This is a genomic window from Halomonas sp. KAO, assembly GCF_015595025.1.
Classification (GTDB): domain Bacteria; phylum Pseudomonadota; class Gammaproteobacteria; order Pseudomonadales; family Halomonadaceae; genus Halomonas.
In genome coordinates, this window is sequence record NZ_JADNRL010000025.1 from 166201 (window position 1) to 192776 (window position 26576).

Consider the following 26576-nt stretch of genomic DNA (forward strand, 5'->3'; position numbering starts at 1 on the left):
CTTTTTAAAGGGGTGGGCAGTGCCTGGCGGACGTTCGTCAGGCTAACCGCTATGGCAATGTTGCCGAGTCGGGATAAGGCGGCTCGAGGCTACGGGTCGGCCGGCGTCAGCCGGTAGAGTGCGCCATTCGTGGCGTCCTCGAGCAGATAGATGGCGCCGTCGGGTCCCTGACGGACGTCGCGGATGCGTCCGATCTCGCCCTCCAGCAGGACTTCGTGCTCCACCACCTCATCCCCTTCCAGGGCCAGGCGGACCAGGCGCTCACTGGCCAGGCCGCCGGCCAGGAAGTGACCCTGCCAGGCGGAGAAGGTGTCGCCGCTGACCTCGGCCAGCCCCGAGGGGGCGAAGCGCCCATCGAAGACATGCACCGGATCACGCATGCCCGGTGCGCTGTCACGACCGATGGGCTGATTGGTGCTGTAGTCATTGCCGCGGCTGACCACCGGCCAACCATAGTTGTCGCCGCCAACCAGGCGGTTGAGCTCGTCGCCGGTACGCGGACCGTGTTCGGTGGACCAGGGGGTGCCATCCTTTGCGACGGTGAGACCCTGGGGGTTGCGGTTGCCCATCGTGAAGAGCTCGTCGAGCACCGCGGCGTCGTCGACGAAGGGGTTATCGGGCGGCACGCCGCCGGTGTCGGTCAGGCGCAGCACACTGCCGGCATGATCGCCGCCATCCTGGGCGCGGGGTGGCTCGCGTCCGCGGTCACCGATGCTCATCAGCAGCGTGTCGTCGGGCAACCAGGCGAGTCGCGAGCCATAGTGGCGCCCGGGGGCGGAGAAATGGTCCTGCTCGAAAAGCGTCTCGAGATGGCTCAGGGAGTCGTCGCCCAGCCGCGCCCGGGAGAGAGTGGTGGCGGTGCCACCGCTGCCGGGCTGGCTCCAGGTGAAGTAGAGCCAGTCGTGCTCACCATCGCCGAAGCGCGTGTGCAGGGCGAGATCGAGCAGGCCACCCTGGCCGCGAGTGCTCACCTCGGGGACACCCTCCAGGCGGGTTATCCGCCCCGCCTGGTCGATGCGTGCCAGTCGCCCCGGACGCTCACTGACCAGCAGCTCGCCGTCGGGTAGAAAGGCCAGCGACCAGGGGTGTTCGAGCCCGGTCGCGACGCGCTCCAGGCGCAGCGTGTGGTGATCGCTCTCCAGCCCTTCTATCAGGGTCTCGGCTGCCTGGGCCCAAGCGCCGAGGGTCAGGCCGCTCAGCAGCAGGGGCAGGGTCAGCCTGGGCAACATGACCGGCATAATTCGGGCCTCCTCCAGCATCGATTCGGATTCTCACCGAACATCATAGACCAGCACCCGCCTGTCGTGCGGCGGGGCGGGCACGGTTCGGCTGTACCAGCCCTTCGGCATGGCTCGTTAGCATGGCTTTGCCCCGTTCGAGAAGCGGTAATTCAACGTTGTGGCCTCTTGGGGGTGTGCTAGCTTGCTTGAGGAGTGGCTGTTTATCCGAACGGCACGCTGGAGTCAGCTAGACAGCTGGACAAGGGCGTCGTCTCGACTCTTTCCATAACGCTCAGGGGGAGTCCCATGTTTCTCAGTATGCACGAGCAAGAGCGGCTAATGATCTACACGGCCGGCAAGCTGGCGCTGGAGCGCAAGGAGCGCGGCCTCAAGCTCAACCTTCCCGAGGCCACGGCACTCATCACCTCGTATCTGCTCGAGGGGGCTCGCAATGGCGAAACGGTTGCCGACCTCATGGAGTCGGGGCGTCACGTGCTGAGCCGCGATGATGTGATGGAGGGGGTGCCGGAGATGCTCGCTCAAGTGCAGGTCGAGGCGACCTTCCCCGACGGCACCAAACTCGTGACGGTAACGGGGCCGGTACAATGACCAGAAAACCATCCAATCCGTTCGGGCCACCCGAAAAGATGGCTGCCGATTCGCCGAAGGCGGAGCATGCCTCCGATGCGCCCGGTTACAAGATCGAGAAGCGAACACGCTCCTCGGGTGCCCACTCGCCAAGCGAGCCCCGTCGGCCCGGCTCCGGGGCGCGCCAGGCGCCGCGTCGGGAGTCGATGGAGCGGCTCGAGGAGAGCGATCCTCTGGTGCCCGGAGAGGTCCTCTACGGAGAGGGCGATGTCGAGATCAATGCCGGTCAACCCATCACCACGATCAGGGTGATCAATGCCGCGGATCGCCCGGTGCAAGTCGGTTCACACTATCACTTCGCCGAGGCCAACGAGGCGCTCGAGTTCGACAGGGAGGCGGCCTGGGGCAAGCGACTCAACGTGCTTTCGGGGGGCGCCGTACGCTTCGAACCCGGGGCCGTGGAAGAGGTCGAACTGATCCCTATTCGGGGGCGACGCATCGTGCCCGGTCTGCGTGGACTCTGCCGAGGAGGTCTCGATGGGTAAGATTTCCCGTTCGGAATATGTGGCGTCGTATGGCCCGACCAGGGGCGACCGTATTCGCCTCGCCGATACCAATCTGGTCATCGAGGTCGAGGAGGATCGCTGTGGCGGCGGCGACGAGGCGGTATTCGGCGGCGGCAAGTCGGTGCGTGAGTCGATGGGGCAGTCCACGGCGACGCGTGCCGAGGGCACCCCGGATCTGGTGATCACCGGTGCGGTCATTCTCGACCACTGGGGCGTGATCAAGGCCGACATCGGCGTGCGCGACGGCCGTATTACCGCGATCGGCAAGGCCGGCAATCCCGACACCATGGATGGTGTGCACCCCGACCTGGTGATCGGTCCCTCGACGGAGATCATGGCGGGTAACGGGCTGATCGCCACGGCGGGTGCGATCGACACCCATGTGCACTTCGTCGGACCCCAGATGATGCAGATCGCCCTGGCATCGGGCACCACTACCGTGCTGGGCGGTGGCACGGGGCCCACCGAAGGGTCGAAGGCCACCCTCGCGACACCCGGTTCCTGGTGGATGGAGCGGATGCTGGAGAGCTTCGATCCCTGGCCGGTCAACGTGCTGTTTCTCGGGCGCGGCAACACCATGTCCCACGAGGCGATGTGGGAGCAGCTCCGCGGTGGCGTGGGCGGCTTCAAGGTGCATGAGGACTGGGGGGCGACGCCAGCGGTCATCGATGCCGTGCTGCAGGTGGCCGACGCCTCGGGGGTTCAGGTCGCGATCCACTCGGACACCCTCAACGAGGCCGGGTTCGTCGAAGATATGCTCAAGGCGGTAGACGGTCGCACCTTCCACTCCTTTCATACCGAAGGCGCCGGTGGCGGGCACGCGCCGGATATCATCCGCATCGCGGGCGAGGCCAATGTGCTGCCGGCGTCGACCAACCCGACACGGCCGTTCACGCGCAATACCGTGGACGAGCACCTCGATATGGTGATGGTGGCGCACCATCTCAACCCGCAGGTGCCCAACGACCTCGCCTTCGCCGAAAGCCGGGTTCGCGCGGGAACGATCGCGGCCGAGGACGTGCTGCAGGATCTCGGTGCGATCTCGATCATGTCCTCCGACGCCCAGGCGATGGGGCGGATCGGCGAGGTGGTGATCCGTACCTGGCAGACCGCGCACCAGATGAAGAAGCTGCGCGGGCCCCTGGCGGGGGACAGCAACGCGGACAATCACCGGGCGCGCCGCTATGTGGCGAAGTACACGATCTGCCCCGCGGTGGCCCATGGACTCGAGAAGCATATCGGCTCCATCGAGGTGGGCAAGAAGGCCGATCTGGTGCTGTGGCAGCCGGCCCTCTTCGGCATTCGACCCACTATCGTCTTCACGGGAGGGATGGCCGCGACGGCCGCGCTTGGCGACCCGAACGCCTCGATTCCTACGCCTCAGCCCGTGCTCGAGCGACTCGGCTTCAATGTCTACTCCCCTGCGGCCGGGGCGACCAGCATGGCGTTCGTCTCCCAGACGGCGATCGATGACGGGCTGCCCGGGCGTGTGAATACCCATCGACAGTTTGTCGCCATCGAGAGCTGCCGCGGCAGGACCAAGATGGATATGCCGGAAAATCAGGCGCTGCCCAGGATCGAGGTCGATCCCAATACCTATGCGGTGAAGATCGATGGTGAGCTCGTCGAACACGAGCCCACCGATGATGTGCCGATGGCGCAGCGATACTTTCTCTTCTAGGCAGGAAGGCATATGGCACAGGGACAGGCGGCGCTGCTTCTGCTCGCGGATGGTCGCTTGCCGGCAGGCGGCTATGCGCACTCCGGCGGGCTAGAGCCGACGGTTCAGGCGGGCAGGGTGTCGGACGCGACGGGGCTCGAACGGTTCCTTGTCGGGCGAGCCGAAACCACGGGCTTCGTTGCCGCGGCCTTCGCCGCCGCCGCCTGTGAGCGTGCGGCGCGGGATGACACCGCGGCACTATCGGCGCTGGAGTCCGAGCTCGACGCACGCACACCCTCCCCGGAACTGCGCTCGGTGTCGCGAACGCTCGGCAGGCAGCTGCTTCGAGTGATGAGCACCATTCACCCCCATCCGCACTTCGCGCAGCTCGGCACCGCCCCCCATCAGCCTGTGGTCATGGGGGTGGCCGCCGCGGCGCTCGGCCTCGGCCCTCGCGACGCCGCGCTGGCCATCCTGCACGAGAGCGTGGCGGGGCCGGCCGCGGCCGCGGCGAAGCTGATGCGAATCGACCCCTTCGATGTCCACGCCGCCCTCGCGCGGGCCACCGAACGGCTCGACCGCCTGGCCGGCGACGCCGCCGACCACGCCGGTGCTCCCGCAAGCGAGCTGCCTTCGCGGGGGGCGCCCCTGAGCGATATCGCGGCCGAACACCACAGGAGCTGGAATGTACGCCTCTTCGCCTCGTGAACATTCGCCTCACAAGCATTCACCTCATGAACATTCGCCTCGCGAGCATGAGCATATGCTTCGTGATCAGGGTGCGAGACGGCCGGGTGCGATGTCGTCACGGGCGGTGCTGACCACCGAGGCAGACGCCCGGGCACGCTCAAGGGTCGGTGTATTGCGCTCCCAGGGGGCACTCGTCCTGCGTCCGGCACACCCCAAGGAGTCGGAGCCGCTGACCCATCGTCGTCGCGGGGTGGCGCGTGTCATGCTGGCCGCCGGCGCCGCCGGCCCGCTCGGCGGCGACGACTATGCGCTCGATGTGCATGTCGGGGCAGGCAGCACACTGGTGCTGACCGAGGCCTCGGCGATGCTGGTATTGCCGGGCCCATGTGGCGGGCGTTCGCATATGCGAATCAATGTGCATGTCGGCGAGGGCGGCACCTTCGTCTGGCTGCCGGAGCCGATCATCGCGGCTCGTGGCTGCGACCATGAGCATGACGTACGGGTCCGCCTCGAACGCGGTGCCCGGCTGGTGATGCGTGAGGAGACGCTGCTCGGGAGGCACCGCGAACCGCCGGGAGATTTCCGCACCACCCTGCGGGTGACCCATGACGATGCCCCGCTCTATCACCAGCAGCTGTGTGTTGGACCGCAGGCCGATGGCTGGCGTGGCGCCGCGGTCGTGGGCGAGAACGGCGCCGTCGGATCGATCATTGCGGTCGACCCCGCCTGGGAGAGCGGAACCCCGGCCACCTCCACCTTTCATTCCAGCGCCATCCTGGCGCCACTGCCGGGGCCAGGCATGGTCGTCAGCGCCGTGGCACCCGATAGCCTGCAGCTTCGCCGGCGCCTGAGCGCCGGGCTCGACGCGCTTGGCGCGCCGTGGGCACCCAGGGATGCCCCCCTGCCCGAACCCGAGGACCACCGTGATGAGGTGGTCAGCGAAACTGAGCACACTGGTGCCGGATAGGCCGGCCACGGAGGAGAACAGCATGGCGAAGACAACCCCGACGAACGAGCATCGTGCACTGAGGATCGGTGTCGCCGGTCCCGTGGGAACCGGGAAAAGCTCGGTGATCGCGACGCTGTGCCGCAGCCTCAGCGATGAATTCGTCATCGGCGTGATCACCAACGATATCTACACCGACGAGGATGCGCGCTTCCTGCGCTCCGAGGGCGTGCTGCCGGCCGAGCGAATCCGTGCGGTGGAGACGGGCGCCTGCCCCCATACCGCGATTCGCGATGACGTGACCATGAACCTGATCGCCATCGAGGATCTCGAGCGTGATTTTGCCCCGCTGGACATCGTGCTCGTCGAGAGTGGCGGAGACAACCTCACTGCGACGTTCTCGCCGGCGCTTATCGATGCACAGCTCTTCGTGCTCGACGTCGCCGGAGGCGGCGATGTGGCGCGCAAGGGCGGCCCCGGCATCGGTGGCGCCGATCTGCTGGTCATCAACAAGGTCGATCTCGCCGAGCATGTCGATGTCGACGTCGAGCAGATGGTCGCGGATGCCGAAAAGGCCCGCGAGGGGCGCCCGGTACTGGCGATATCACGCAAGCGCCCCGCGACCACGAGCCAGCTGTGCGACTGGGTGCGCGAACTTCATCGCGCCTACGCCGATGGCAGCCATGCCCCGGTCGACCCCGGCCCCATGGCGCCGCACTTTCATGCAACAGACGATGGCGGTCATGTACACAGCCACGAAGGGGGGCATACCCATCACCATCATGGTCATGAGTGACGCATGGAGATACGGGGCCACCAGGCTCAACACGGCGATCAGCGCCACAGGCGGTTGAGGTCATACCCTTGGGTCAAGGTAGGAGGAGTAACATGCAATCACATGAATTGACGCGACGCATCGGGTGGGGCGCGGCCCTTCTGCTGTTGCCAGCGCTGGCTTATGCCCATGTCGGCAGCGGATACTCGGGAGGGGTGGCGCAGGGCTTCCTGCACCCTTGGATGGGCATCGATCACATGGCCGCCATGCTCGCGGTCGGCCTCTGGGCCGCCCAGCGAGGCGGGCGTGCCATCTGGGCCGTGCCCATGAGCTTCATGGCGGTCATGCTGCTCGGCGGCGCGATCGGCATGGCGGGGATCGCCCTGCCATGGGGCGAGCCAGGCATCGTGGCGTCGGTGCTTGTCCTCGGCCTGCTGGTGGCGGCGGCGGTGCGTCTGCCGCTGCTGGCGAGTAGTGTCCTGGTCGGCCTGTTCGCGGTGTTCCACGGCCATGCTCATGGCACCGAGATGCCGGCGATGGCGTCGGGGCTGGCCTACGGTATCGGTTTCGTTATCGCCACCGCGGCTCTGCATGGCTGTGGTGTGGGCCTGGGCCACCTCGCCAGGCGTTGGGCCAGCCCGCGTATCGCGCAATACGCCGGCGCCCTGATCGCCGCCTTCGGGCTCTATCTCGGCTTCGCCTGACCCCTGTGTGGTCAAGCGAACGCAGCGGGCGGGGGTGACCCTGTCCGCTGCGTTGCCGAGCAGTGCGAGCCGGGCTGACGAGGCCACCGTCGCCCGGTAGACTGGCGCCCCTCAGTGTGGGAGGTGCCTGATGACCGAAAAGCCTGTGCCAAGCCTGCGCCCCTATCAACGGGAGGCGGTGAGGCGCGTCATCGAGCACTTCCGTGGGTCCGACGACCCGGCAGTGGTGGTGCTGCCCACCGGCAGCGGCAAGTCGCTGGTGATCGCCGAGCTGGCGCGCCTGGCCCGCGGGCGGGTGCTGGTACTGGCCCATGTGCGTGAACTGGTGGAGCAGAACCACGCCAAGTATCTGGCCTACGGCCTCGAGGCCGATATCTTCAGCGCCGGCCTGGGGCGCAAGGAGGCCGAGCGCCAGGTGGTGTTCGGCTCGGTTCAGTCGGTGGTGCGTGGCCTGGATCGTTTCGCTTCTCCGGCCCCGGGGCAGGGCAGCTTCACCCTGCTGGTGATCGACGAGTGTCACCGTGTCTCACCGGCGGAGGATGCCAGCTACCGTCGGGTGATCGAGCGACTGCGCTCCGCCAACCCCCGGCTCAAGGTGCTGGGGCTGACGGCGACGCCCTATCGCCTCGGCCAGGGCTTCATCTACCACCGCCACCATCACGGCATGGTGCGCGGTGAGGCCGATTGCTTCTTCCAGGAGTGTGTCTTCGAGCAGCCGCTCAGGCTGATGGTCAAGCAGGGCTACCTGGCCGAGCCGGTGAGGGTGGACGCGGCGGTGGAGCGCTACGACTTCTCGGCACTCACGCCGACCACGAGCGGGCTCTTCCGGGAGGAGGAGCTCAATCGAGTGGTCGCGGACCATCGTGCCACACCGGGCATCATTGCCGAGGTGGTCGAGCGAGCCCGGGATCGCCAGGGGGTGATGCTGTTTGCCGCCAGCGTGGCTCATGCCGATGAGATCCTCGGCTATCTGCCGCCAGAGGAGTCGGCGCTGATCACCGGCGAGACGCCCTCGGCCGAGCGTGAACGGATCATCGACGCCTTCAAGGCGCGCAAGCTGAAGTACCTGGTCAATGTGGCGGTGCTGACCACCGGCTTCGATGCGCCGCATGTCGACCTGATCGTTATCCTGCGACCCACCGAGTCGGTGAGCCTCTACCAGCAGATCGCCGGCCGCGGGCTGCGACTCTCGCCGGGCAAGCGCGACTGCCTGATCCTCGACTACGCCGGCAACCCCTGGGATCTCTACGCCCCCGAGGTGGGATCACCCAAGCCGACAGGCGACAGTGAGCCGGTGCAGGTGGAGTGTCCGGCCTGCGGTCATGCCAACCTGTTCTGGGGCAAGCGCGACGGTGACCTGGTGATCGAGCATTTCGGGCGTCGCTGCCAGGGGCTGGTGCTTTCCAGTCGCGCCCGACCCCGCGCGAAAAGCGTAAATTCAACGTCGACGACGGCGGCGATGGAGCAATGTTCGTTTCGCTTTCGTTTCAAGGTGTGTGGCGACTGCGGCGCCGAGAATGATATCGCCGCCCGGCGCTGCCACGGCTGCGGCGTCCAGCTGGTGGATGCCGACGACAAGCTCAAGGAGGCGTTGCGCCTGCGTGACGCCCGGGTGCTGCGGGTCGCCGGCATGCAGCTGGAGGCCACCGTCAACGGCCGCGGCCTGCCTCGCCTCAAGGTCACCTACCATGACGAGGATGGCATGACGCTAGCCGAGTGGTTCGCCCTCGAGACCCCGGCCCAGCGTGGCGCCTTCGCCGCGGCCTTCCTGCGTGAGCATCTGCGCGCCCCGGGGATGCCGTTTTGGCCCGAGACCCCCGAGCAGGTGATCGCCGAGCGTCATCGCCTGCGTCATCCCGACTTCGTGGTGGGGCGCAGGGTGGGGCGCCACTGGCAGGTACGCGAGAAGCTGTTCGACTATGTCGGGCGCTTTCGCCGCGCGGCCGAGGCGGAGTAGGGCGGCTGGCTAGTCTGGGGAGTAGGCGAGCCGCATCTAGGGTGTCGGCGCTTCAGGCGTGCGGTTCGTCGTCGCTTCCCGGTTCGTCATGTTCCTTCTGCTCTTGAAGGTAGCGGTCCCGGTGGGCGCTGGAACAGAACCACTCGCCCTGCGCGCGCTGGGCTTCGCTCTCGGGCACATGCACCTGGCACCAGGCGCAGCGCACCATCTGGTTGCCCCGGGAATCGTTGCGGTCGTCCTCCAGCAGCTCTTCACGGTCCAGCTTCCACTCGCGGTACATGCGGTATAGCTTGAGGCCGGCGAAGAACAGCACGGCGAAGATAATCAGGCGTATTATCAAGAGGTTCATCCGGGTGGCTCCCAGGTGGGGTGGTCGGCTTTGCCAGTCGGCCGCCCATGCGGGACAATGAGGGTATTCACTGATTCTCGAGAGATTTCCAAGCCCATGCAAGACCTGACGCTGGTGATGGCTCAGCTGGATCCCCTGGTAGGGGATATTCCCGGCAATACCGATCGCGCCATCGAGGCGGTGCGCGAGGCGCGCATCGAGCATGGCGCCGATATCGTGGTGCTGCCCGAACTCTGTCTGACCGGCTATCCGCCGGAGGACCTGCTGTTGCGACCCTCCATGGAGAGTCGTCTGCGCGAGGCTCGCGCTCGGATGGCCGCCAAGGTCGTGCGTGATGTGCTGGTGATCGTCGGTTATCCCGGCCGTCGCGAGGGGCAGCTCTGGAACCTGGCCGGTGCGCTCTTCGACGGCGAGTGGTTGGGTGAATATGCCAAGCAGGCGCTGCCCAACTACGAGGTGTTCGACGAACAGCGCTACTTTGCCCGGGGCAGCGAGCCGCTGGTGGTCGAGCATCGGGGCGCGAAGTTGGGCCTGCTGATCTGCGAGGATCTCTGGGAGGAGGCCCCGGCGCGCCTGGCGAAGGAGGCCGGCGCCGAGATCCTGATCAGTCTCAACGCCTCGCCCTTCCATCAGGACAAGCCTGCCGAGCGGTTGCGCCTGCTGGAGGAGCGTGCCGCGGCGGTGTCGCTGCCCATCGTCTATGTGAACCAGATCGGCGGCCAGGACGAGCTGGTGTTCGACGGCGGCTCGGCCTGCGTGGACGCTTTCGGCGAGCTGCGCGTGCAGGCGCCCCACTGGGCCGTGGGTGTGATGCCGGTGCAGTTTATTCATCGCCAGGGCGGCTGGGTGCCCCAGGCCGGCGAGACCGAGCCCGATGTCGAGCCGGAGGAGAACCTCTACTGTGCGCTGGTTACCGGCCTGCGTGACTACGTCAACAAGAGCGGCTTCGAGGGGGTGGTGCTGGGACTTTCGGGGGGGATCGACTCCGCCCTGTCACTGGCGATAGCCGTGGATGCCCTGGGCCCCCAGCGGGTACAGGCGGTGATGATGCCCTACCACTATACCGCCGATATCTCCCGGCAGGATGCCGCCGAACAGGCCGATATGCTGGGCGTGCACTACGAGGTGATGCCCATCGAGCCGATGGTGGAGGCATTCATGGAGACCCTCTCCGGTGCCTTCGAGGGCACGACGCGTGACACCACCGAGGAGAACCTGCAGTCCCGCTGTCGTGGCGTGCTGTTGATGGCGATCTCCAACAAGAAGGGCCTGCTGGTGCTGACCACCGGCAACAAGAGCGAGATGGCGGTGGGCTACTCCACGCTCTATGGCGATATGGTGGGCGGCTACAACGCCATCAAGGATGTCTACAAGACCTGGGTCTATCGTCTGGCGCGCTGGCGCAACACCCAGTCGCCGGCCATCCCCGAGCGGGTGATCGAGCGACCGCCCTCCGCGGAGCTGGCACCCGACCAGAAGGACAGCGACTCGCTGCCCGACTACGACACCCTGGATGCCATTCTGGTGCGCTATATCGAGGGCGACATGAGCGCCGAGGCGATCATCGAGGCGGGCTTCGACCGTGACGATGTCTACCGGGTGGTCAAGCTGGTGGACCGCTGCGAGTACAAGCGTCGCCAGGCTCCGGTGGGGGCGCGGGTAACCCGCCGCGGGTTCGGTCGCGATCGCCGCTATCCTATCGTCAATGGCTGGCAGCCCGGCGAATAGCGCCGACGAGCTATAAGTGCCGAGCTACACAAGTGCCGAGCGACAAGAAAACCCGGAGGCCGAGGCCTCCGGGTTTTCTTTTACTTCGAACGATTGCATGCGTCTGACGTGCAGCTTGCCGCCGGTCAGGCCGAGATCGAGTCGGCGTCGACGTGGCGGGGCGTGAAGGTGCGGCCCCGCAGCTGTTCGTGGTCGGGGGCGTTGTCGATCAGCACTCGCAGGGTCTCGCGGGCGCGGTCGCGCATCTCCAGGCCCAGGTAGCCTTCGACCATGACCGCCAGGGCGTCGCGAGTGGCCTCGCTCTGGGGGTAGTTCTCGATCACCCAGCGACCGCGCTCCACGGCGGCGAGGTAGGCGCCGCGGCGCATGTAGTAGTCGGCGACATGCAGCTCATGGCGCGACAGCAGATTGCGCAGGTAGATGATGCGCTGGCGAGCATCCGGTACGTACTGGCTGTTGGGGTAGAGCCGGCCAAGCTCGCGGAAGTCGCTGTAGGCATCGCGGGAGGCGCCCAGGTCGCGCTTGGAGATGTCGATCAGCTTGAGACGCTCGAGGCTGAAGCGACCGGCCTGCCAGGCGGCCAGCCCCCGCATGTAGAGGGCATAGTCGGCCTGGGGATGGCTGGGGTGCAGGCGGATGAAGCGGTTGGCCGCTGCACGGGTCGCCTCCCAGTTGTCGGTCTCGTAGTAGGCGTAGATCAGCTCCAGCTGGGCCTGCTCGGCGTGAGCACCGAACGGGAAGCGGGTATCGAGTGCCTCGAGCTGGGAAATCGCCGCGGTAAAGTTGCCGCGGTCCAGGGAGTCGCGCGCCTCCTCGTAGAGTTCGCGCTCGCCGAGGTTGGCATACTCGACCTCTTCCTCCGCAACCCGCTGTGAGGGGCTGGCTTGTGCACTGCTGTCGCTCTCGTCGGGCGAGGCGTCGGAGCCACCGCCGAACAGGGAACAGCCGGTCAGCAGGCTGGTAGCCAGGAGCAGGGCCGCGAAACGGGCAGGGGTGTTGGAAACGCGCATCGTGATCCTCGTGGCAAACAACGCGGACGGGCCGTGTTAGAATCGGCCGTAAACCCGCCCACTATAAAGCACTGCGTGGCAAAACGCAGTCATCGGCGGCGCCCGATTCCGATCCCCGAAACGGTCACTCTCTTCATGTCCCAGACCTTCGAAGCACAGCAGCGTGTTCCCGACGCGATGGCCGGCCAGCGGCTCGACCAGGCCGCGGCGGAGCTCTTCTCCGACTTTTCCCGCGAGCGCCTGAAGGCCTGGATCAAGGCCGGCGACCTGACCCTGGACGACCAGACGGCACGCCCCAGGGATAAGGTCTACGGAGGCGAATGGCTGCGCCTCTGCACCGAAGTCGAGGACGATACCCGCTTCGAGCCCGAGGATATTCCCCTCGAGGTGGTGTACGAGGATGAGCAGGTGCTGGTGATCAACAAGCCGCCGGGCCTGGTGGTGCACCCGGCAGCAGGCAACCCGAATGGCACCCTGCTCAATGCGCTGCTGCATCACGACCCGGCGCTGGCGACGGTGCCCCGGGCCGGCATCGTTCATCGCCTGGACAAGGACACCAGTGGCCTGATGGTGGTGGCCAGGACACTGGCCGCCCAGACGGCGCTGGTGGAGCAGCTGCAGGCACGCACGGTGTCACGGGAGTATGACGCCATCAGCGTGGGGGTGATGACCGCCGGCGGCACAGTGAATGCGCCGATCGGCCGACATGCCAAGGATCGCAAGCGCCAGGCGGTGACCGCCGCCGGCAAGCCGGCGGTGACCCACTACCGTGTGGTCGAGCGCTTCCGTGCTCATACCCATGTGCGCTGCCGGCTGGAGACCGGGCGTACTCACCAGATCCGCGTGCACCTGGCGCACCTGCGCTACCCGCTGGTCGGCGATCCCGTCTACGGCGGTCGTCTCAAGCTGCCCGCCGGCTCCTCGGATACGCTCAAGGAGATTCTGCGCGAGTTTCCGCGCCAGGCGCTGCACGCCCGCCGGCTGGCTTTCGTGCATCCGGGCAGTGGTGAGACGATGAGCTTCCGGGCGGCCCTGCCGGACGATCTGCTGATGTTGCTCGACTACCTGCGTGACGATCACGAGACGATGCGCTGAACCCCTGCGGCACCGAGGATACTGTCATGAGCGACGCCCCCGACCTGCGGCCCACCCTGGTCCTGCCCGACTGGCCGGCCCCCACCTCCGTGGGGGCCTTCGTCACCACCCGTGAGACCGGTCCCAGCCAGGGGGACTTCGCCTGCTTCAACCCGGCCGACCATGTGGGAGACAACCCCGCCCATGTGGCGCTATGCCGTCGCCTGCTGCACAAGCAGGTCGATAACGAACGACCGCTGCTGTGGCTCAATCAGGTACACGGCGCGCGGGTGCAGCAAGGCTATACGGACGAATCGCCGGAGGCCGATGCCGCGGTCGCCCTCGACCGTGGTCATGCCTGCGTGGTCCTTACCGCCGACTGCCTGCCGGTCTTCTTCTGTGACCGCCGCGGCGAGCGCGTGGCGGTGGCCCATGCGGGCTGGCGTGGGCTGGCGGGCGGGGTGCTGGAGGCCACGGTGGCGGCACTGGGTGTGCCGCCCGAGGAGCAGCTGGCCTGGCTGGGGCCGGCGATCTCCAATGCCCAGTTCGAGGTGGGACCCGAGGTCTATCAGGCCTTCGTTGGCGTGCACCCCGAGGCCGCCGATGCCTTCGACCCCAGCCCCTATCGCCTGGGCCACTACATGGCCGACCTCTACCGCCTGGCGCGCCTGCGTCTGGAGCGTCTGGGCGTCTCCCATATCAGCGGCGGCCACTTCTGCACCGCCTGCGAGTCACGCTTCTATTCCCACCGCCGTGACAATGGCAGCACGGGAAGAATGGCCAGCGTGATCTGGCTGCGCTGACTCTTGACCCGCGTCAATGTGTCAAACGTTTCTCCCGACGGCCGACTTGAAACCGGCCTGTCTTGACGCCATTTAAGTTGTCAAGACATTCACAGGGTCAAGCGGGGCGTCCGATCGCCTCGCCATCCCGATGGAGGACGTGATATGCGTTTCGACAAGTTTACCGCCAAGCTGCAGAACGCCGTGGCCGATGCCCAGTCGCTGGCCGTGGGGCACGGTCATAACCAGCTCGAGCCCGGCCATCTGCTGCTGGCGCTGCTCGACGCCACCGACACCGGTGCCAAGGCGCTGGTTCAGAGGGCCGGTGGCGATGCCGCCCGGTTGCGCGATGTGCTGGTCGGGCATCTCGACGACCTGCCCAGGGTCGCCCAGTTCGACGGTGAGGTGCAGCCCTCCCGCGACCTGATCAAGCTGTTCAATCTCACCGATCGCGAGGCCCAGAAGCGTGGTGATCAGTACATCGCCAGCGAGCTGGTGCTGCTCGCCGCGCTGGAGATGGGAGGCGCGGTCGGCAAGCTACTCACCCAGGCGGGGCTCTCGCGCCAGGCGCTGGAGTCCGCGGTCGATGGCGTGCGCGGTGGCGAGAGGGTCGATGACCCCAATGCCGAGGATCAGCGCGAGGCGCTGGAAAAGTACACCCTGGACCTCAACGAGCGGGCCGCCAGCGGCAAGATCGACCCGGTAATCGGGCGTGATGACGAGATCCGCCGCACCATTCAGGTCCTCCAGCGGCGCACCAAGAACAACCCGGTGCTGATCGGTGAGCCCGGGGTCGGCAAGACCGCCATCGTCGAGGGGCTGGCTCAGCGCATCGTCGATGGCGAGGTGCCCGAGGGGCTCAAGGACAAGCGCGTGCTGTCGCTGGATATGGGCGCACTGCTGGCCGGGGCCAAGTTCCGTGGCGAGTTCGAGGAGCGTCTCAAGTCGGTGCTCAAGGAGCTCGCCCAGGAGGAGGGCCGGGTCATCCTGTTTATCGATGAGCTGCACACCATGGTGGGGGCCGGCAAGGCCGAGGGGGCCATGGATGCCGGCAATATGCTCAAGCCGGCCCTGGCTCGTGGCGAGCTGCACTGCGTGGGCGCCACCACCCTCGATGAGTATCGCCAGTACATCGAGAAGGATGCGGCGCTGGAGCGTCGCTTCCAGAAGGTGGTGGTGGATGAGCCCTCGGAGGAAGACACCGTGGCGATCCTGCGTGGCCTCAAGGAGCGCTACGAGGTGCACCACAAGGTCGATATCACGGATGGCGCCATTATCGCCGCGGCCAAGCTCTCCACCCGCTATATCACCGATCGCAAGCTGCCCGACAAGGCGATCGACCTGATCGACGAGGCCTCCTCGCGCATTCGCATGGAGCTCGACTCCAAGCCCGAGGAGATGGATCGTCTCGACCGCCGGCTGATTCAGCTGAAGATGGAGCGCGAGCACCTCAAGAAGGAGACCGACGAGGCCTCTCGCCGGCGCCTGGAGAGCCTCGAGGAGGAGATCGCCGAGCTCGAGCGTGACTATGCCGACCTCGACGAGGTGTGGAAGGCCGAGAAGGCCAGCATCCAGGGGGCGGGACAGTTCAAGGAGGAGCTCGACCGGGCTCGCATCGATCTGGAACAGGCCAGGCGACAGGGGGACCTGGCGCGGATGTCCGAGCTGCAGTACGGCGTGATCCCCGAGCTCGAGAAGAAGATCGCCGAGTTCAGCGAGGCCGAGTCGGATACCTCGAAGCATACCCTGCTGCGCTCCAACGTCACCGAGGAGGAGATCGCCGAGGTGGTCTCGCGCTGGACCGGCATTCCGGTCGCCAAGATGCTCGAGGGTGAGCGTGACAAGCTGCTGCGCATGGAGGAGGCGCTGCATGAGCGGGTGATCGGCCAGCACGAGGCGGTGACCGCGGTGGCCAATGCCGTGCGTCGTTCCCGGGCGGGGCTGGCCGATCCACATCGTCCCAATGGCTCCTTCCTGTTCCTCGGCCCCACCGGGGTCGGCAAGACGGAGCTGTGCAAGTCGCTGGCCAACTTCCTCTTCGATACCGAGGAGGCGATGGTACGCATCGACATGTCGGAGTTCATGGAGAAGCACTCCGTGGCAAGGCTGATCGGTGCCCCTCCCGGCTATGTCGGCTATGAGGAGGGTGGCTATCTGACCGAGGCGGTGCGTCGCAAGCCCTACTCGGTGCTGCTGCTCGACGAGGTGGAGAAGGCACACCCGGATGTCTTCAATATCCTGCTGCAGGTGCTGGAAGATGGACGCCTCACCGATGGCCAGGGTCGCACCGTGGACTTCCGCAATACGGTGATCGTGATGACCTCCAACATGGGCTCGGACATCATCCAGCGCATGGGTGGTGGCGACACCGGTTACGAGCAGATGAAGAGTGCGGTAATGGAGGTGGTCGGTACTCACTTCCGCCCCGAGCTGATCAACCGCATCGATGAGGTGGTGGTGTTCCATGCCCTCGGACAGGAGCAGATCCAGGCCATCGCCGGGATCCAGCTCGACCGCCTGCGTATGCGACTGGCGGAGCATGAGCTCTCTCTGGAGGTCAGCGATGCGGCCATGGCCCAGCTCGCGGTGGTGGGCTTCGATCCGGTCTTCGGTGCGCGGCCGCTCAAGCGGGCCATCCAGGCGCGTATCGAGAACCCGCTGGCCCAGGATCTGCTGGCCGGGAAGTTCGCGCCCGGCGACACCATCCAGGTGGACGCCGAAGAGGATCGGCTGGTGTTCGGCGAGTCTCGGGACGGTGTTGCCGCACAGAAGTGAAGGGAAGCCGGTGCCGGCGCACGCTGAGCGGGCGTCGGCACTCGCATCCTGAGCCTGGCCGGCTAGACTGAATGACAGGTTGCGTCCTGTAACCCCCTTGCCCGCCCCTCCCCGCGAGAGCGCGGGCTTTTTTTTGGATCAGATTTCCAATCTCGCCTTGCCCAACCCCCTTCCATGGGCTACCCACGCTGTTTCCGCGGTTGACACGCCCTTGGCGCTAATGGAATCTTGACCCTTCCTGATACGGGCACGGACCCAGCGGGCAATCCCCCATTACCGTGTGAAGGGTAGGCCTGTGGCCTCTACCCGCCGAAGGACTTCCGATTGCGGGCTCACCGCCCGAGTCGGCCAACGCCCCGACGCGGCAAACCGCCGTGATGAGAGTGCAGGCCCTAACAGGGCTTCTTGCCAGGGTTTGGCATCAGGTGCCGGTGTATCCGGCAGCGGCATACCGCCGCACTCGACACCGTTGCCCCAAGTGGTGACGGATCGCACTCGAGACCTCCAGGGGAGAAAAACACGTGGAATTGCTTTCCGGCGCGGACATGATCGCCCGCTTCCTGCAGGATGAGGGCGTCGAATATATCTATGGTTATCCCGGTGGCGCGGCGCTGCATATCTATGACGCCCTGTTCCGCCAGGACAAGGTCAAACATATCCTGGTACGCCATGAACAGGCCGCCACCCATGCCGCCGATGGCTATGCGCGAGCCTCCGGCAAGCCAGGCACGGTACTGGTGACCTCCGGTCCCGGCGCTACCAACGCCGTCACCGGCATCGCCACCGCCTACATGGACTCGATTCCGATGGTGGTGCTGTGTGGCCAGGTGATGAGCCACCTGATCGGCGATGATGCCTTCCAGGAAACCGACATCGTTGGCGTGACTCGGCCGATCGTGAAGCACAGCTTCTCGATCAAGCATCCGAGCGAGATTCCGGAAGTCCTCAAGAAGGCCTACTACCTGGCCGCCAGTGGCCGGCCGGGCCCGGTCGTGGTGGATATTCCCAAGGACATGACGGCCCCCACCGAGCGCTACGAGTACGTCTACCCCAAGAAGGTCAAGATGCGCTCGTACAATCCGGTGACCCGCGGCCATAGCGGTCAGATCAAGAAGGCCGTGGAGCTGATGCTCAAGGCCAAGCGCCCGGTGTTCTATACCGGCGGCGGGGTGGTCACCGGGCGGGCCAGCGAAGGCCTGACCGACCTGGTCAAGCGACTGGGCTACCCCATCACCACCACCCTGATGGGCATCGGCGCCTATCCCCAGAGCGACCGCCAGTGCCTGGGCTGGCTGGGCATGCACGGCTCCTATGAGTCGAACATGGCCATGCACCATGCCGATCTGGTGATCGCCATCGGCGCGCGTTTCGACGACCGCGTGACCAACAACACCTCGAAGTTCTGCCCCACCGCCAAGGTCATCCATGTGGATATCGACCCCAGCTCGGTCTCCAAGACCGTGCGGGCCGATGTGCCCATCGTGGGGCCGGCGGGCAGCGTGATCAGCGAGATGATCAGCCTGGTGCAGGGCAAGGAGATCGCCAATCCGGAGGCCCTCGAGGAGTGGTGGCAGAAGATCGAGGGCTGGCGCGAAGAGCGCGCGGGCAAGCTCTATGAGCCCTCCAGGCCCGGCGAGACGCTCAAGCCCCAGGAGGTGGTCGAGGCACTGTGCCGGGTGACGCGCGGCGAGGCCTATGTGACCACCGATGTCGGACAGCACCAGATGTTCGCGGCCCAGTATTACAAGTTCGACAAGCCCAACCGCTTCATTACCTCGGGGGGGCTTGGCACCATGGGCTTCGGATTCCCGGCCGCCATGGGAATCAAGCAGAACTTCCCGGATGAGCAGGTGATCTGCGTGACCGGGGAGGGCAGCTTCCAGATGATGATGCAGGAGCTCTCCACCTGTAAGCAGTTCGGGGGCGGCGTGAAGATCGTCAACCTCAACAATGCGTCACTGGGCATGGTGCGCCAGTGGCAGGACCTTAACTACAAGTCGCGCCATGCGCACTCCTACATGGAGTCGCTGCCCGACTTCCAGAAGCTGATCGAGTCCTATGGCTTCACTGCGCTGAAGGTCGAGACCCTCGAAGAGCTCGAGCCGGCACTGGAGCGTGCCTTCGCCGATCCGCACGAGCTGGTGTTCCTCGACGTTGCGGTTGACCCGCACGAGCACGTCTATCCGATGCAGGTGCCCCTTGGCTCCATGCGTGACATGCTGCTTTCCAAGACGGAGCGGACCTGATGCGCCATATCATCTCGATTCTGATGGAAAACGAACCGGGCGCCCTGTCTCGCGTGGTGGGGCTCTTCTCTCAGCGTAACTTCAATATCGAGACGCTGAACGTGGCGCCCACCGAGGACCCGACCCTGTCGCGCCTGACGGTCACGACCGTGGGAGACGACCGGGTCGTCGAGCAGATCACCAAGCACCTCAACAAGCTGATCGATGTGGTCAAGCTGGTCGACCTCACCGAGGGCAACCATATCGAGCGGGAGTTGATGCTGGTGAAGGTGAAGGCATTGGGGGCGAACCGCGACGAGGTCAAGCGCACCGCGGATATCTTCCGCGCGCAGATCGTCGATGTGAGCCCGAGCCTGTTCACCGTGCAGATCGCCGGCGACGCCGGCAAGCTCGATGCCTTCCTGCAGGCCATGGAGCCGGTAGGAGTGCTGGAAGTGGCGCGTACCGGGGTGTCGGGGATTGCCCGGGGCGACAAGGTGTTGAGCCTCTAGCTCGACTCCTGGTTGTTAGTGGTATGCGAAGGCCGCCTCGAGAGGCGGCCTTCTGCTGCCAGCAGGACCCGGCCGCCGACGGGCAACGCCACCGGCACCTCGTCGCGGCCGCTGCCCAGATAGGCCAGCTTGTGGGTGGCGCAGGTGTCGCCCCTGATCTCCAGGTCACCCTGAAGCGCCTTGCCGGCGGCCGAGCCCTCGGCGCTCTATCGCCAGCGTCGAGACGCACAGCGGTGCCTATTCGAGGCTTGTCGCCTGGTCGCTGTCATGGGTTCGTACCGGGTCAGCGCCTTAGTCCAGCTTGCTTTGCTGATTATAACTCTGCATCAGGTTGGCGTAGGCGGGCAGGTGGCCGGCCAGCAGGCCGCCGAAGCCTTCGATATCGTTACGCCAGTCGCGGTGCAGCTCGCAGCCCACGCCGAACCAGGTCATCAGCTGGGCACCGGCCTGGGACATGCGATCCCAGGCGGCCTCCCGAGCGGTCTGATTGAAGGTTCCGGAAGCGTCGGTGACCACGAAGACCTCATAGCCCTCCTCCAGGGCCGAGAGCGCCGGGAAGGCCACGCACACTTCGGTGACCACCCCGGCGATCAGCAGCTGCTTCTTGCCGGTGGCCTTGATGGCGGCGACGAACTCCTCGTTGTCCCAGGCGTTGATCTGCCCCGGGCGGGCCAAATAAGGCGCCTGCGGGAACATCTCCTTGAGCTCCGGCACCATGGGGCCGTTGGGTCCATCCTCGAAACTGGTGGTGAGGATGGTGGGGATAGCGAAGAACCTGGCGATATCGGCCAGGGCCAGGACATTGTTCTTGAAGTCGTCCGGGCTGAAGTCGCGCACCAGAGAGAGCAGGCCGGCCTGGTGGTCCACCATCAGCAGGGCCACATCATCCTTGTCGAGTCGGTTGTAGGTAAAGGACATGGTCATTCTCCTTTCGCTGTCATTGGCAGTCAGGGGACTGCCCGGCGACCATCGCCGGGCAAGGGTGGGGGCTCATCTGCCCCTCGAATCGCCGAACTTTCCGGCTTGGAAGTCGGCAAAGGCTTGCTGGATCTCGATCTCGTTGTTCATCACGAAGGGACCCTGGCCGGCTACCGGTTCGTCGATGGGTTCGCCGCTCAGCAGTAACAGCTTGGCGTCGTTGTTGGCCTCCAGGTGAAAGGCCTCACCGGGGCGCTCGAAGGCGACGACGCTCTCGTCGCGGACGATGCGCTCGCCGTTGATCAGTACCGTGCCCTCCAGCACGACCAGTAGGGTCGTATGGCCCTCGGGTATGTCGAGCCTGACATCACCACCGGCCACCAGGCGCAGGTCCCAGACGTTGATGGGAGTAAAGGTGCGAGCGGGACCTTGCCGATCAAGATAGCTGCCCGCGACCACTCTGAGCTGGCCGGCATTACCCCGCAGCTCGACTCGGGGGATCTCGCTGTCGAGAAGGGTCTGGTAGGCTGGCGAGGCGGACTTGTCCCGGGCCGGCAGGTTGACCCATAGCTGCACCATTTCCAGGAGGCCACCACCTTCGGCGAAGGCTGGTGCGTGGTACTCCTCATGAACGATACCTGCGCCGGCGGTCATCCACTGGACATCGCCCTCGCCGATCTGGCCGCCATGCCCCGCCGAGTCGCGGTGCTCAAGAGCTCCCTGGTAGACCAGCGTCACGGTCTCGAAGCCCCGATGGGGATGGGGTCCCACCCCTCGGCGGTAGCGAGTCGGGCTAAAGCTGTGCGGACCGGCATGGTCGAGCAGCAGGAACGGGCTGATGTGTTCGGCCCCCAGGCGGTCGTAGCTGAGCAGGGAGCGCACCGGAAAACCGTCGCCGACCCAATGACCGCGTGGGGCGCCGTATACTGCTTGTATCGCCTTCATCTTCGGCTCCTGTCATGACGGAAGAGGCTTGCCTTCCGATGCAGAAAGCCTACACCTTGAACAGTGATGCTTTTATACGCTGAAATTGACACTCAGCGTTTCACTGGTGGAACGAAAACATGCAGGACCTCAACGACCTCTACTACTTCGTTAAGGTGGTGGACCACGGCGGCTTCGCCCCGGCCGGGCGCGCTCTGGGCATTCCCAAGTCGAAGCTGAGCCGGCGCATCAACCAGCTAGAGGAGCGCCTCGCTACGCGGCTGATCAACCGTTCGACCCGTCACCTCTCGGTCACCGAGCTGGGGCAGGCCTACTATCGTCACTGCCTGGCCATGCTGGTAGAGGCGGAAGCCGCCGAGGAGCTGATCCAGCGCCATCATGCCGAACCTCAGGGCACGGTACGGCTGAGCTGCTCGCCCAGCGTGCTGCACTATCTGATCACGCCGCTGCTAGTGCGCTTCATGGCTCGCTGTCCCAAGGTGGAGGTTCAGGTGGAGGCCACCAGCCGGCGGGTGGACGTGATCAAGGAAGGCCTCGATCTGGCGATCCGTGTGCGCTTCCCGCCGATTGAGGACAGCGACCTGACCATGAAGGTGCTCGCTTCAAGCCCTCAACGGCTGATGGCCGCCCCTACCCTGTTTAACAACCGGCCATGGCCCCGCAGCCCGGCAGATCTCGCCGGGCTGCCGAGTCTCGACTTCGAATCATACGACAACCGCCACTGCTGGGACCTGGTAGGGCCAGAGGGGGCCAGCGCGCAAATCTCCCATCGACCGCGGCTGGTTACCGACAGCGCCGAGACCCTGCATGCCGCCGCGCTGAAAGGGCTTGGCGTGGTCAAGCTTGGGTTACTGGTCGGCGCTCGGGATATCCAGGCCGGACGGTTGGTCGACGTCCTTCCGGGCTGGGAGCCTCGGGGGGGAATCCTGCATGCGGTCTTTCCCTCGCGGCGGGGACTGCTGCCGGCGGTCCGGGCGCTTCTCGACTTTCTGGACGAGCAGATCGCGGAGGAGGACTTCGCTACCCTGGAGGCTCTGATCAACGCGCAAGGAACGTCTTGATGGATAAACGCCGACGTCTCCTGTAGACACTCACAATACCGCCTACAGGGCTATGACCTTTCAATTTCACGCGATAAGAAAAACGTCGTTTTCTTTACTCATGCTGACCGCCTATCCAGGCCCTCCTGGGGCGGCGGTTTTTATGTAAAGACGTTGCGTAAAAGTTGTTTTTTCGCCAGCTCATTGCCTACCTTTCCGCCACTTCATCCCACAGGGCGCGGATCAGCGGGCTCTTCAGGCGCCGTTCCAGCACGCAGAGGCCGACGTCGTAATGGGGCAGTTCCGGCTTCACGGGCAGCACGCGCACTCGCTCGCGCAGCGGGCTGTTGTCGAGCACGATCCGGGGCACCACGCCGATGCCGAAGCTCAGGCCCACCATGCTGACGATCGCCTCGTGTCCGGCAACCTGGGCATAGATCCTCGGCACGATGCCCAGGGCGCGAAACCAGGTGTCGGCGTAGCTGCGCGAGAGTCCCGCCTCGGAGAGGATCATCGGTACCTCACGCCACTGCTCGGCGCAGGGTGTCTCGGGCGTGGAGGGGATCCAGTCCGGTGCCTCCCTGGGGGCGATAAACACCAGCGGGGCTCGGGTCAGCGACTTGAAGGCGAGGGCCTCCGGGGGCTGGCGCGGGCGAGGGGTGATCGCCATGTCCTCGTCACCGGCCAGGACCCGGTTCATGGCTTCGGCGGGGTCGCCGGTGTGCAGCTTGAGCTCGATGCCGGGGTGGTGGCTGCGAAACTCGCTGAGCAGCTCGTAGAGGAAGCTGTAGCTGGCGGTGACCGAGCAGTAGACGCTGATCTTGCCGGTCAGTCGGCGGGCCTCGCTCATCAGCGACTGGCGTAGCTCTTCCCAGCGCTCGAGGGTCTCACGGGCATAGTGCTGGAAGATCTCGCCCTGGCGAGTCAGCGCCACGTGGCGATTGTCGCGCTCGAAGAGGGTGACGCCCAGGCTCTCCTCCAGATGTCGGATGGAGCGGGAGAGGGTGGAGGTGCTGATGTGACACGCCTCGCTGGCGCGCCCGAAGTGCAGGGATTCCGCCAGGGCGAGGAAGTGATTGAGGGGGCGCATGTCCATGGTCATTATTATTGCACAAATCGGGATGTATCGTTGCAAATATAGCGTTTTACGCAATGGCTGGGCTGGCGTATGGTTGGGTCATCGGATGCCGCAAGCCCAGCCCTGCGCTAGACGGGGCGGGTGGCCATCGACGCTGACACGCCTTACTCAACCATGTTTTTCAGATCACGTTTCCAGGAGCACGAGATGCACGTTTATTACGACAAGGATTGCGATCTCTCCCTTATCCAGGGCAAGAAGGTCACCATCGTGGGTTACGGCTCCCAGGGGCATGCCCATGCCAACAACCTCAAGGAGTCGGGTGTCGACGTTACCGTCGCCCTGCGTGAGGGATCCTCTTCTGCCGCCAAGGCTGAGGGTGCTGGCCTCAAGGTGGCTTCCGTCGAGGAGGCGTGCAAGAGCGCCGATGTGGTGATGATCCTGGCGCCTGACGAGAACCAGAAGGCGATCTACGAGAATCAGGTCGAGCCCAACCTGAAGCAGGGCGCGACCCTGGCCTTCGCCCATGGCTTCAACATCCACTACAACCAGATCGAGCCGCGCAGCGACCTGGATGTGGTGATGATCGCCCCCAAGGCGCCGGGCCATACCGTGCGCTCCGAGTTCGTGCGTGGCGGCGGCATCCCCGACCTGATCGCCATTCACCAGGATGCTACCGGCAATGCCAAGGAGCTGTCGCTCTCCTACGCGGCAGCCATCGGCGGCGGTCGCAGCGGTATCATCGAGACCACCTTCAAGGATGAGACCGAGACCGACCTGTTCGGCGAGCAGGCCGTGCTGTGCGGTGGCGCCGTCGAGCTGGTCAAGGCCGGTTTCGAGACCCTCACCGAGGCAGGCTACGCACCGGAAATGGCCTACTTCGAGTGCCTGCATGAGCTCAAGCTGATCGTCGACCTGATGTACGAGGGCGGCATCGCCAACATGAACTACTCCATCTCCAACAACGCGGAGTATGGCGAGTACGTGACCGGCACCGAGGTGATCAACGAGCAGTCGCGTGCCGCCATGCGCAATGCGCTCAAGCGTATCCAGACCGGCGAGTATGCCAAGATGTTCATCAACGAGGGCAACAGCAACTACCCCTCGATGACCGCCCGTCGTCGCCTGAACGCCGAGCATGAGATCGAGCAGGTGGGGGCCAAGCTGCGCGGCATGATGCCGTGGATCGCCGCCAACCAGCTGGTCGACAAGACCAAGAACTGATCGTCCGGTTCGGTCGAGAGTGACAACACGACCAGGGGCGCGGGTGACCGCGCCCCTGGTCGTTTTGGTGTGACCGACACTGAATGGCAGCGAGTCGGCTTTGCGCTTGTGGGTGGTCGTGCAAGAATGGCCAGCATGACTTCCAGGCAATAGGTGGGACAATGAGTCAGGATTCCCGTAATAACGAGCATGTCGACACGCCGCATGGCGAGGATTCGCCCCGGGAGCAGGGGGGCCACCGGGAAGAGGACCTGGCGTCGGTCTTTCTGCGTGAGACGGAGGTGATCGAGGAGGCCGAAGAGGATGGGCGTACCGTCCGGCGCAAGGGTATCTATCTGTTGCCCAACCTCTTTACCACTTCGGCCCTGTTCGCCGGCTTCTTCGCCGTTGTTGCCGGTATCAACGGTGACTTTGCCGCGGCTTCCGTGGCGATCTTTATCGCCATGGTGCTCGATGGGCTGGATGGCCGGGTCGCCCGGATGACCAATACCCAGAGCGCCTTCGGTGCCGAGTACGACAGCCTCTCCGATATGCTCTCCTTCGGGGTGGCGCCAGCGCTGGTGTCCTTTACCTGGATTCTTCAGGATATCGGCAAGACCGGCTGGGTGGTGGCCTTTCTCTATGTGGCCTGTGCCGCCTTGCGGCTGGCCCGCTTCAACGTACAGGTCGGCAGCGTCGACAAGAAGTGGTTCATTGGCCTGCCCAGCCCCTCGGCGGCGGCGCTGGTGGCGGCCAGTGTCTGGACCTTCCATAGCTTCGATGCCGAAGCCTTCGGCTACAAGCTGCTGATGCTGGTGATTGTCGGTGCCGCCGGAGTGCTGATGGTCAGCAATATTCGCTACTACAGCTTCAAGGATGTGGACGTCAAGGGGCCGGTCCCCTTCGTGGTGCTGCTCGCCATCGTGCTGGGCTTCGTGGTGATCTCCCTGGAGCCCTCTGTGATGCTGTTGCTGCTGTTCGGCGCCTATGTCGCCTCGGGCCCGCTGATGGCGACGATGCGCAAGCTGCGTCATGCGCCTCCATCTCGCTGATCCGCGCTCACGCCGCCTGTATCGACGCCCGCCCCGTGCGGGCGTCGTCGGTTTTGAAGCTTTTTTACAGGAAGGCCTTGCGGACCCGCCAGGAAAGCCGTAAAGTACGCATCCGCTGCCGGCAACGGGCAAACGTTGCAGGCGGTGGAGGTGGCAGAAGTGGCTGTTCTACAATGGTTTTTTTCGGAAGGCTTCGAAAATCACCGGTTGACAGTCGCGGCAGATTCGCTAGAATGTGCGCCACTCGTGACGGCGGCCTCACGGCCTCCGCGGCGATCCTCTCGAAACGACCCTTCAAGGGTTGAGTGTCGAAAGGTGTCGGTCACTCGCAAGGTTCCTCGGAATACTTCGCCGGGTTGACAACGACAGTCAGTCACGTAGAATACGCCTTCCTCGCAGGGCGCTGGCGAGACCGCCGCTTCTTCGGTATGCAGTTCGGTACCAGGTGATAAAGCGACGGCACGACAGCAAGCGAGACGCTCCGTCTCTCAACGAGACGTGAGCCGCTCTTTAACAATCGATCAGGTAATTCATGTGGGCGCTTGTCGATGGCTCGGTGATCATGTCACAGAACCATCAAGGCAAGCGACTCGTCATAGATCGCAAGATCTATTTGAGACGTTTGAACCTTGAGCCAAGTTTGGTGCTGCTTCAAGCACTTATGATCTTAAACTGAAGAGTTTGATCATGGCTCAGATTGAACGCTGGCGGCAGGCCTAACACATGCAAGTCGAGCGGAAACGATGGAAGCTTGCTTCCAGGCGTCGAGCGGCGGACGG

The 26576-nt window shown here is 65.1% G+C and carries 23 protein-coding genes; 17 read left to right on the forward strand and 6 right to left on the reverse strand.

Annotation, left to right across the window (positions count from 1 at the left end; genetic code table 11):
- Positions 1-89 precede the first annotated feature (89 nt).
- On the reverse strand, positions 90-1238 hold the full coding sequence (locus IOC61_RS13495) for a PQQ-dependent sugar dehydrogenase (RefSeq protein ID WP_229333138.1): 1149 nt from the start codon (positions 1236-1238) through the stop codon (positions 90-92).
- A gap of 288 nt (positions 1239-1526) precedes the next feature.
- Here IOC61_RS13495 and IOC61_RS13500 point away from each other — a divergent pair, with 288 nt between their 5' ends.
- The 8 genes from IOC61_RS13500 to IOC61_RS13535 all read left to right on the forward strand — a co-directional run bounded on the left by IOC61_RS13500 (position 1527) and on the right by IOC61_RS13535 (position 9106).
- Positions 1527-1829, forward strand: a complete 303-nt coding sequence (locus IOC61_RS13500) for an urease subunit gamma (RefSeq protein WP_132045202.1) — start codon at positions 1527-1529, stop codon at positions 1827-1829.
- A gap of 38 nt (positions 1830-1867) precedes the next feature.
- Positions 1868-2353, forward strand: coding sequence for an urease subunit beta (locus tag IOC61_RS17905; protein ID WP_311430628.1), 486 nt, complete (start codon positions 1868-1870; stop codon positions 2351-2353).
- Positions 2346-4055 carry an urease subunit alpha gene (locus tag IOC61_RS13510; RefSeq protein ID WP_195689266.1) on the forward strand — a complete coding sequence of 570 codons (1710 nt, stop codon included), beginning with the start codon at positions 2346-2348 and terminating at the stop codon, positions 4053-4055. Before IOC61_RS17905 ends, IOC61_RS13510 begins: the two co-directional genes overlap by 8 nt.
- A gap of 117 nt (positions 4056-4172) precedes the next feature.
- Positions 4173-4742 (forward strand): urease accessory UreF family protein, encoded by a 570-nt coding sequence (locus tag IOC61_RS13515; RefSeq protein WP_324254721.1) that lies wholly within the window; start codon positions 4173-4175, stop codon positions 4740-4742.
- Between the two features lie 55 nt (positions 4743-4797).
- The gene (locus tag IOC61_RS13520) at positions 4798-5691 is read left to right on the forward strand and encodes an urease accessory protein UreD (protein ID WP_195689268.1); all 894 of its coding nucleotides are present in this window, start codon (positions 4798-4800) and stop codon (positions 5689-5691) included.
- Between the two features lie 22 nt (positions 5692-5713).
- Positions 5714-6466, forward strand: coding sequence for an urease accessory protein UreG (gene ureG, locus IOC61_RS13525; RefSeq protein ID WP_195689269.1), 753 nt, complete (start codon positions 5714-5716; stop codon positions 6464-6466).
- Positions 6467-6558: 92 nt separating this feature from the next.
- Complete coding sequence (locus IOC61_RS13530) at positions 6559-7149, forward strand: HupE/UreJ family protein (RefSeq protein WP_195689270.1); 591 nt, start codon at positions 6559-6561, stop codon at positions 7147-7149.
- 130 nt (positions 7150-7279) lie between these two features.
- Positions 7280-9106 carry a DEAD/DEAH box helicase gene (locus IOC61_RS13535; RefSeq protein WP_195689271.1) on the forward strand — a complete coding sequence of 609 codons (1827 nt, stop codon included), beginning with the start codon at positions 7280-7282 and terminating at the stop codon, positions 9104-9106.
- Between the two features lie 52 nt (positions 9107-9158).
- Here the strand turns inward: IOC61_RS13535 and IOC61_RS13540 are convergent, their stop codons facing one another.
- The gene (locus IOC61_RS13540) at positions 9159-9455 is read right to left on the reverse strand and encodes a PP0621 family protein (RefSeq protein WP_195689272.1); all 297 of its coding nucleotides are present in this window, start codon (positions 9453-9455) and stop codon (positions 9159-9161) included.
- Positions 9456-9551: 96 nt separating this feature from the next.
- On the opposite strand from IOC61_RS13540, the gene IOC61_RS13545 reads away from it, so the two are divergent.
- Entirely contained in the window at positions 9552-11183 is a 1632-nt protein-coding gene (locus IOC61_RS13545) for an NAD+ synthase (protein ID WP_195689273.1), read from the forward strand.
- A gap of 125 nt (positions 11184-11308) precedes the next feature.
- Here IOC61_RS13545 and IOC61_RS13550 read toward each other — a convergent pair whose 3' ends face one another.
- Positions 11309-12193, reverse strand: a complete 885-nt coding sequence (locus IOC61_RS13550; protein WP_195689274.1) for an outer membrane protein assembly factor BamD — start codon at positions 12191-12193, stop codon at positions 11309-11311.
- A 135-nt stretch (positions 12194-12328) separates the two neighbouring features.
- Between IOC61_RS13550 and rluD the strand changes: the two genes are divergently transcribed.
- From rluD to ilvN, 5 genes are all read left to right on the forward strand, one after another.
- Positions 12329-13288: a 23S rRNA pseudouridine(1911/1915/1917) synthase RluD gene (gene rluD / locus IOC61_RS13555; protein WP_195689275.1), complete on the forward strand. Its 960-nt coding sequence runs from the start codon at positions 12329-12331 to the stop codon at positions 13286-13288.
- Positions 13289-13314: 26 nt separating this feature from the next.
- Entirely contained in the window at positions 13315-14070 is a 756-nt protein-coding gene (gene pgeF / locus IOC61_RS13560; protein WP_195689276.1) for a peptidoglycan editing factor PgeF, read from the forward strand.
- A gap of 144 nt (positions 14071-14214) precedes the next feature.
- Positions 14215-16824, forward strand: a complete 2610-nt coding sequence (gene clpB, locus IOC61_RS13565; RefSeq protein WP_195689277.1) for an ATP-dependent chaperone ClpB — start codon at positions 14215-14217, stop codon at positions 16822-16824.
- Between the two features lie 521 nt (positions 16825-17345).
- Entirely contained in the window at positions 17346-19070 is a 1725-nt protein-coding gene (locus tag IOC61_RS13570; RefSeq protein WP_195689278.1) for an acetolactate synthase 3 large subunit, read from the forward strand.
- The gene (gene ilvN / locus IOC61_RS13575) at positions 19070-19561 is read left to right on the forward strand and encodes an acetolactate synthase small subunit (protein ID WP_132045230.1); all 492 of its coding nucleotides are present in this window, start codon (positions 19070-19072) and stop codon (positions 19559-19561) included. The genes IOC61_RS13570 and ilvN overlap by 1 nt, the downstream gene beginning before the upstream one ends.
- Positions 19562-19852: 291 nt before the next feature.
- On the opposite strand, the gene ycaC is transcribed toward ilvN, so the two are convergent.
- Together ycaC and IOC61_RS13585 are read right to left on the reverse strand one after the other, a co-directional pair.
- Positions 19853-20479 (reverse strand): isochorismate family cysteine hydrolase YcaC, encoded by a 627-nt coding sequence (gene ycaC / locus IOC61_RS13580; RefSeq protein ID WP_195689279.1) that lies wholly within the window; start codon positions 20477-20479, stop codon positions 19853-19855.
- 72 nt (positions 20480-20551) lie between these two features.
- Positions 20552-21424: a pirin family protein gene (locus IOC61_RS13585; protein WP_195689280.1), complete on the reverse strand. Its 873-nt coding sequence runs from the start codon at positions 21422-21424 to the stop codon at positions 20552-20554.
- 119 nt (positions 21425-21543) lie between these two features.
- On the opposite strand from IOC61_RS13585, the gene IOC61_RS13590 reads away from it, so the two are divergent.
- Positions 21544-22485: a LysR substrate-binding domain-containing protein gene (locus IOC61_RS13590; RefSeq protein WP_195689281.1), complete on the forward strand. Its 942-nt coding sequence runs from the start codon at positions 21544-21546 to the stop codon at positions 22483-22485.
- Positions 22486-22672: 187 nt separating this feature from the next.
- On the opposite strand, the gene ilvY is transcribed toward IOC61_RS13590, so the two are convergent.
- Complete coding sequence (ilvY, locus tag IOC61_RS13595) at positions 22673-23560, reverse strand: HTH-type transcriptional activator IlvY (RefSeq protein ID WP_195689332.1); 888 nt, start codon at positions 23558-23560, stop codon at positions 22673-22675.
- Positions 23561-23749: 189 nt separating this feature from the next.
- Between ilvY and ilvC the strand changes: the two genes are divergently transcribed.
- Both ilvC and pssA read left to right on the forward strand, forming a co-directional pair.
- On the forward strand, positions 23750-24766 hold the full coding sequence (gene ilvC / locus IOC61_RS13600) for a ketol-acid reductoisomerase (RefSeq protein WP_132045234.1): 1017 nt from the start codon (positions 23750-23752) through the stop codon (positions 24764-24766).
- A gap of 161 nt (positions 24767-24927) precedes the next feature.
- The gene (gene pssA, locus IOC61_RS13605; protein ID WP_195689282.1) at positions 24928-25797 is read left to right on the forward strand and encodes a CDP-diacylglycerol--serine O-phosphatidyltransferase; all 870 of its coding nucleotides are present in this window, start codon (positions 24928-24930) and stop codon (positions 25795-25797) included.
- Positions 25798-26576 lie beyond the last annotated feature (779 nt).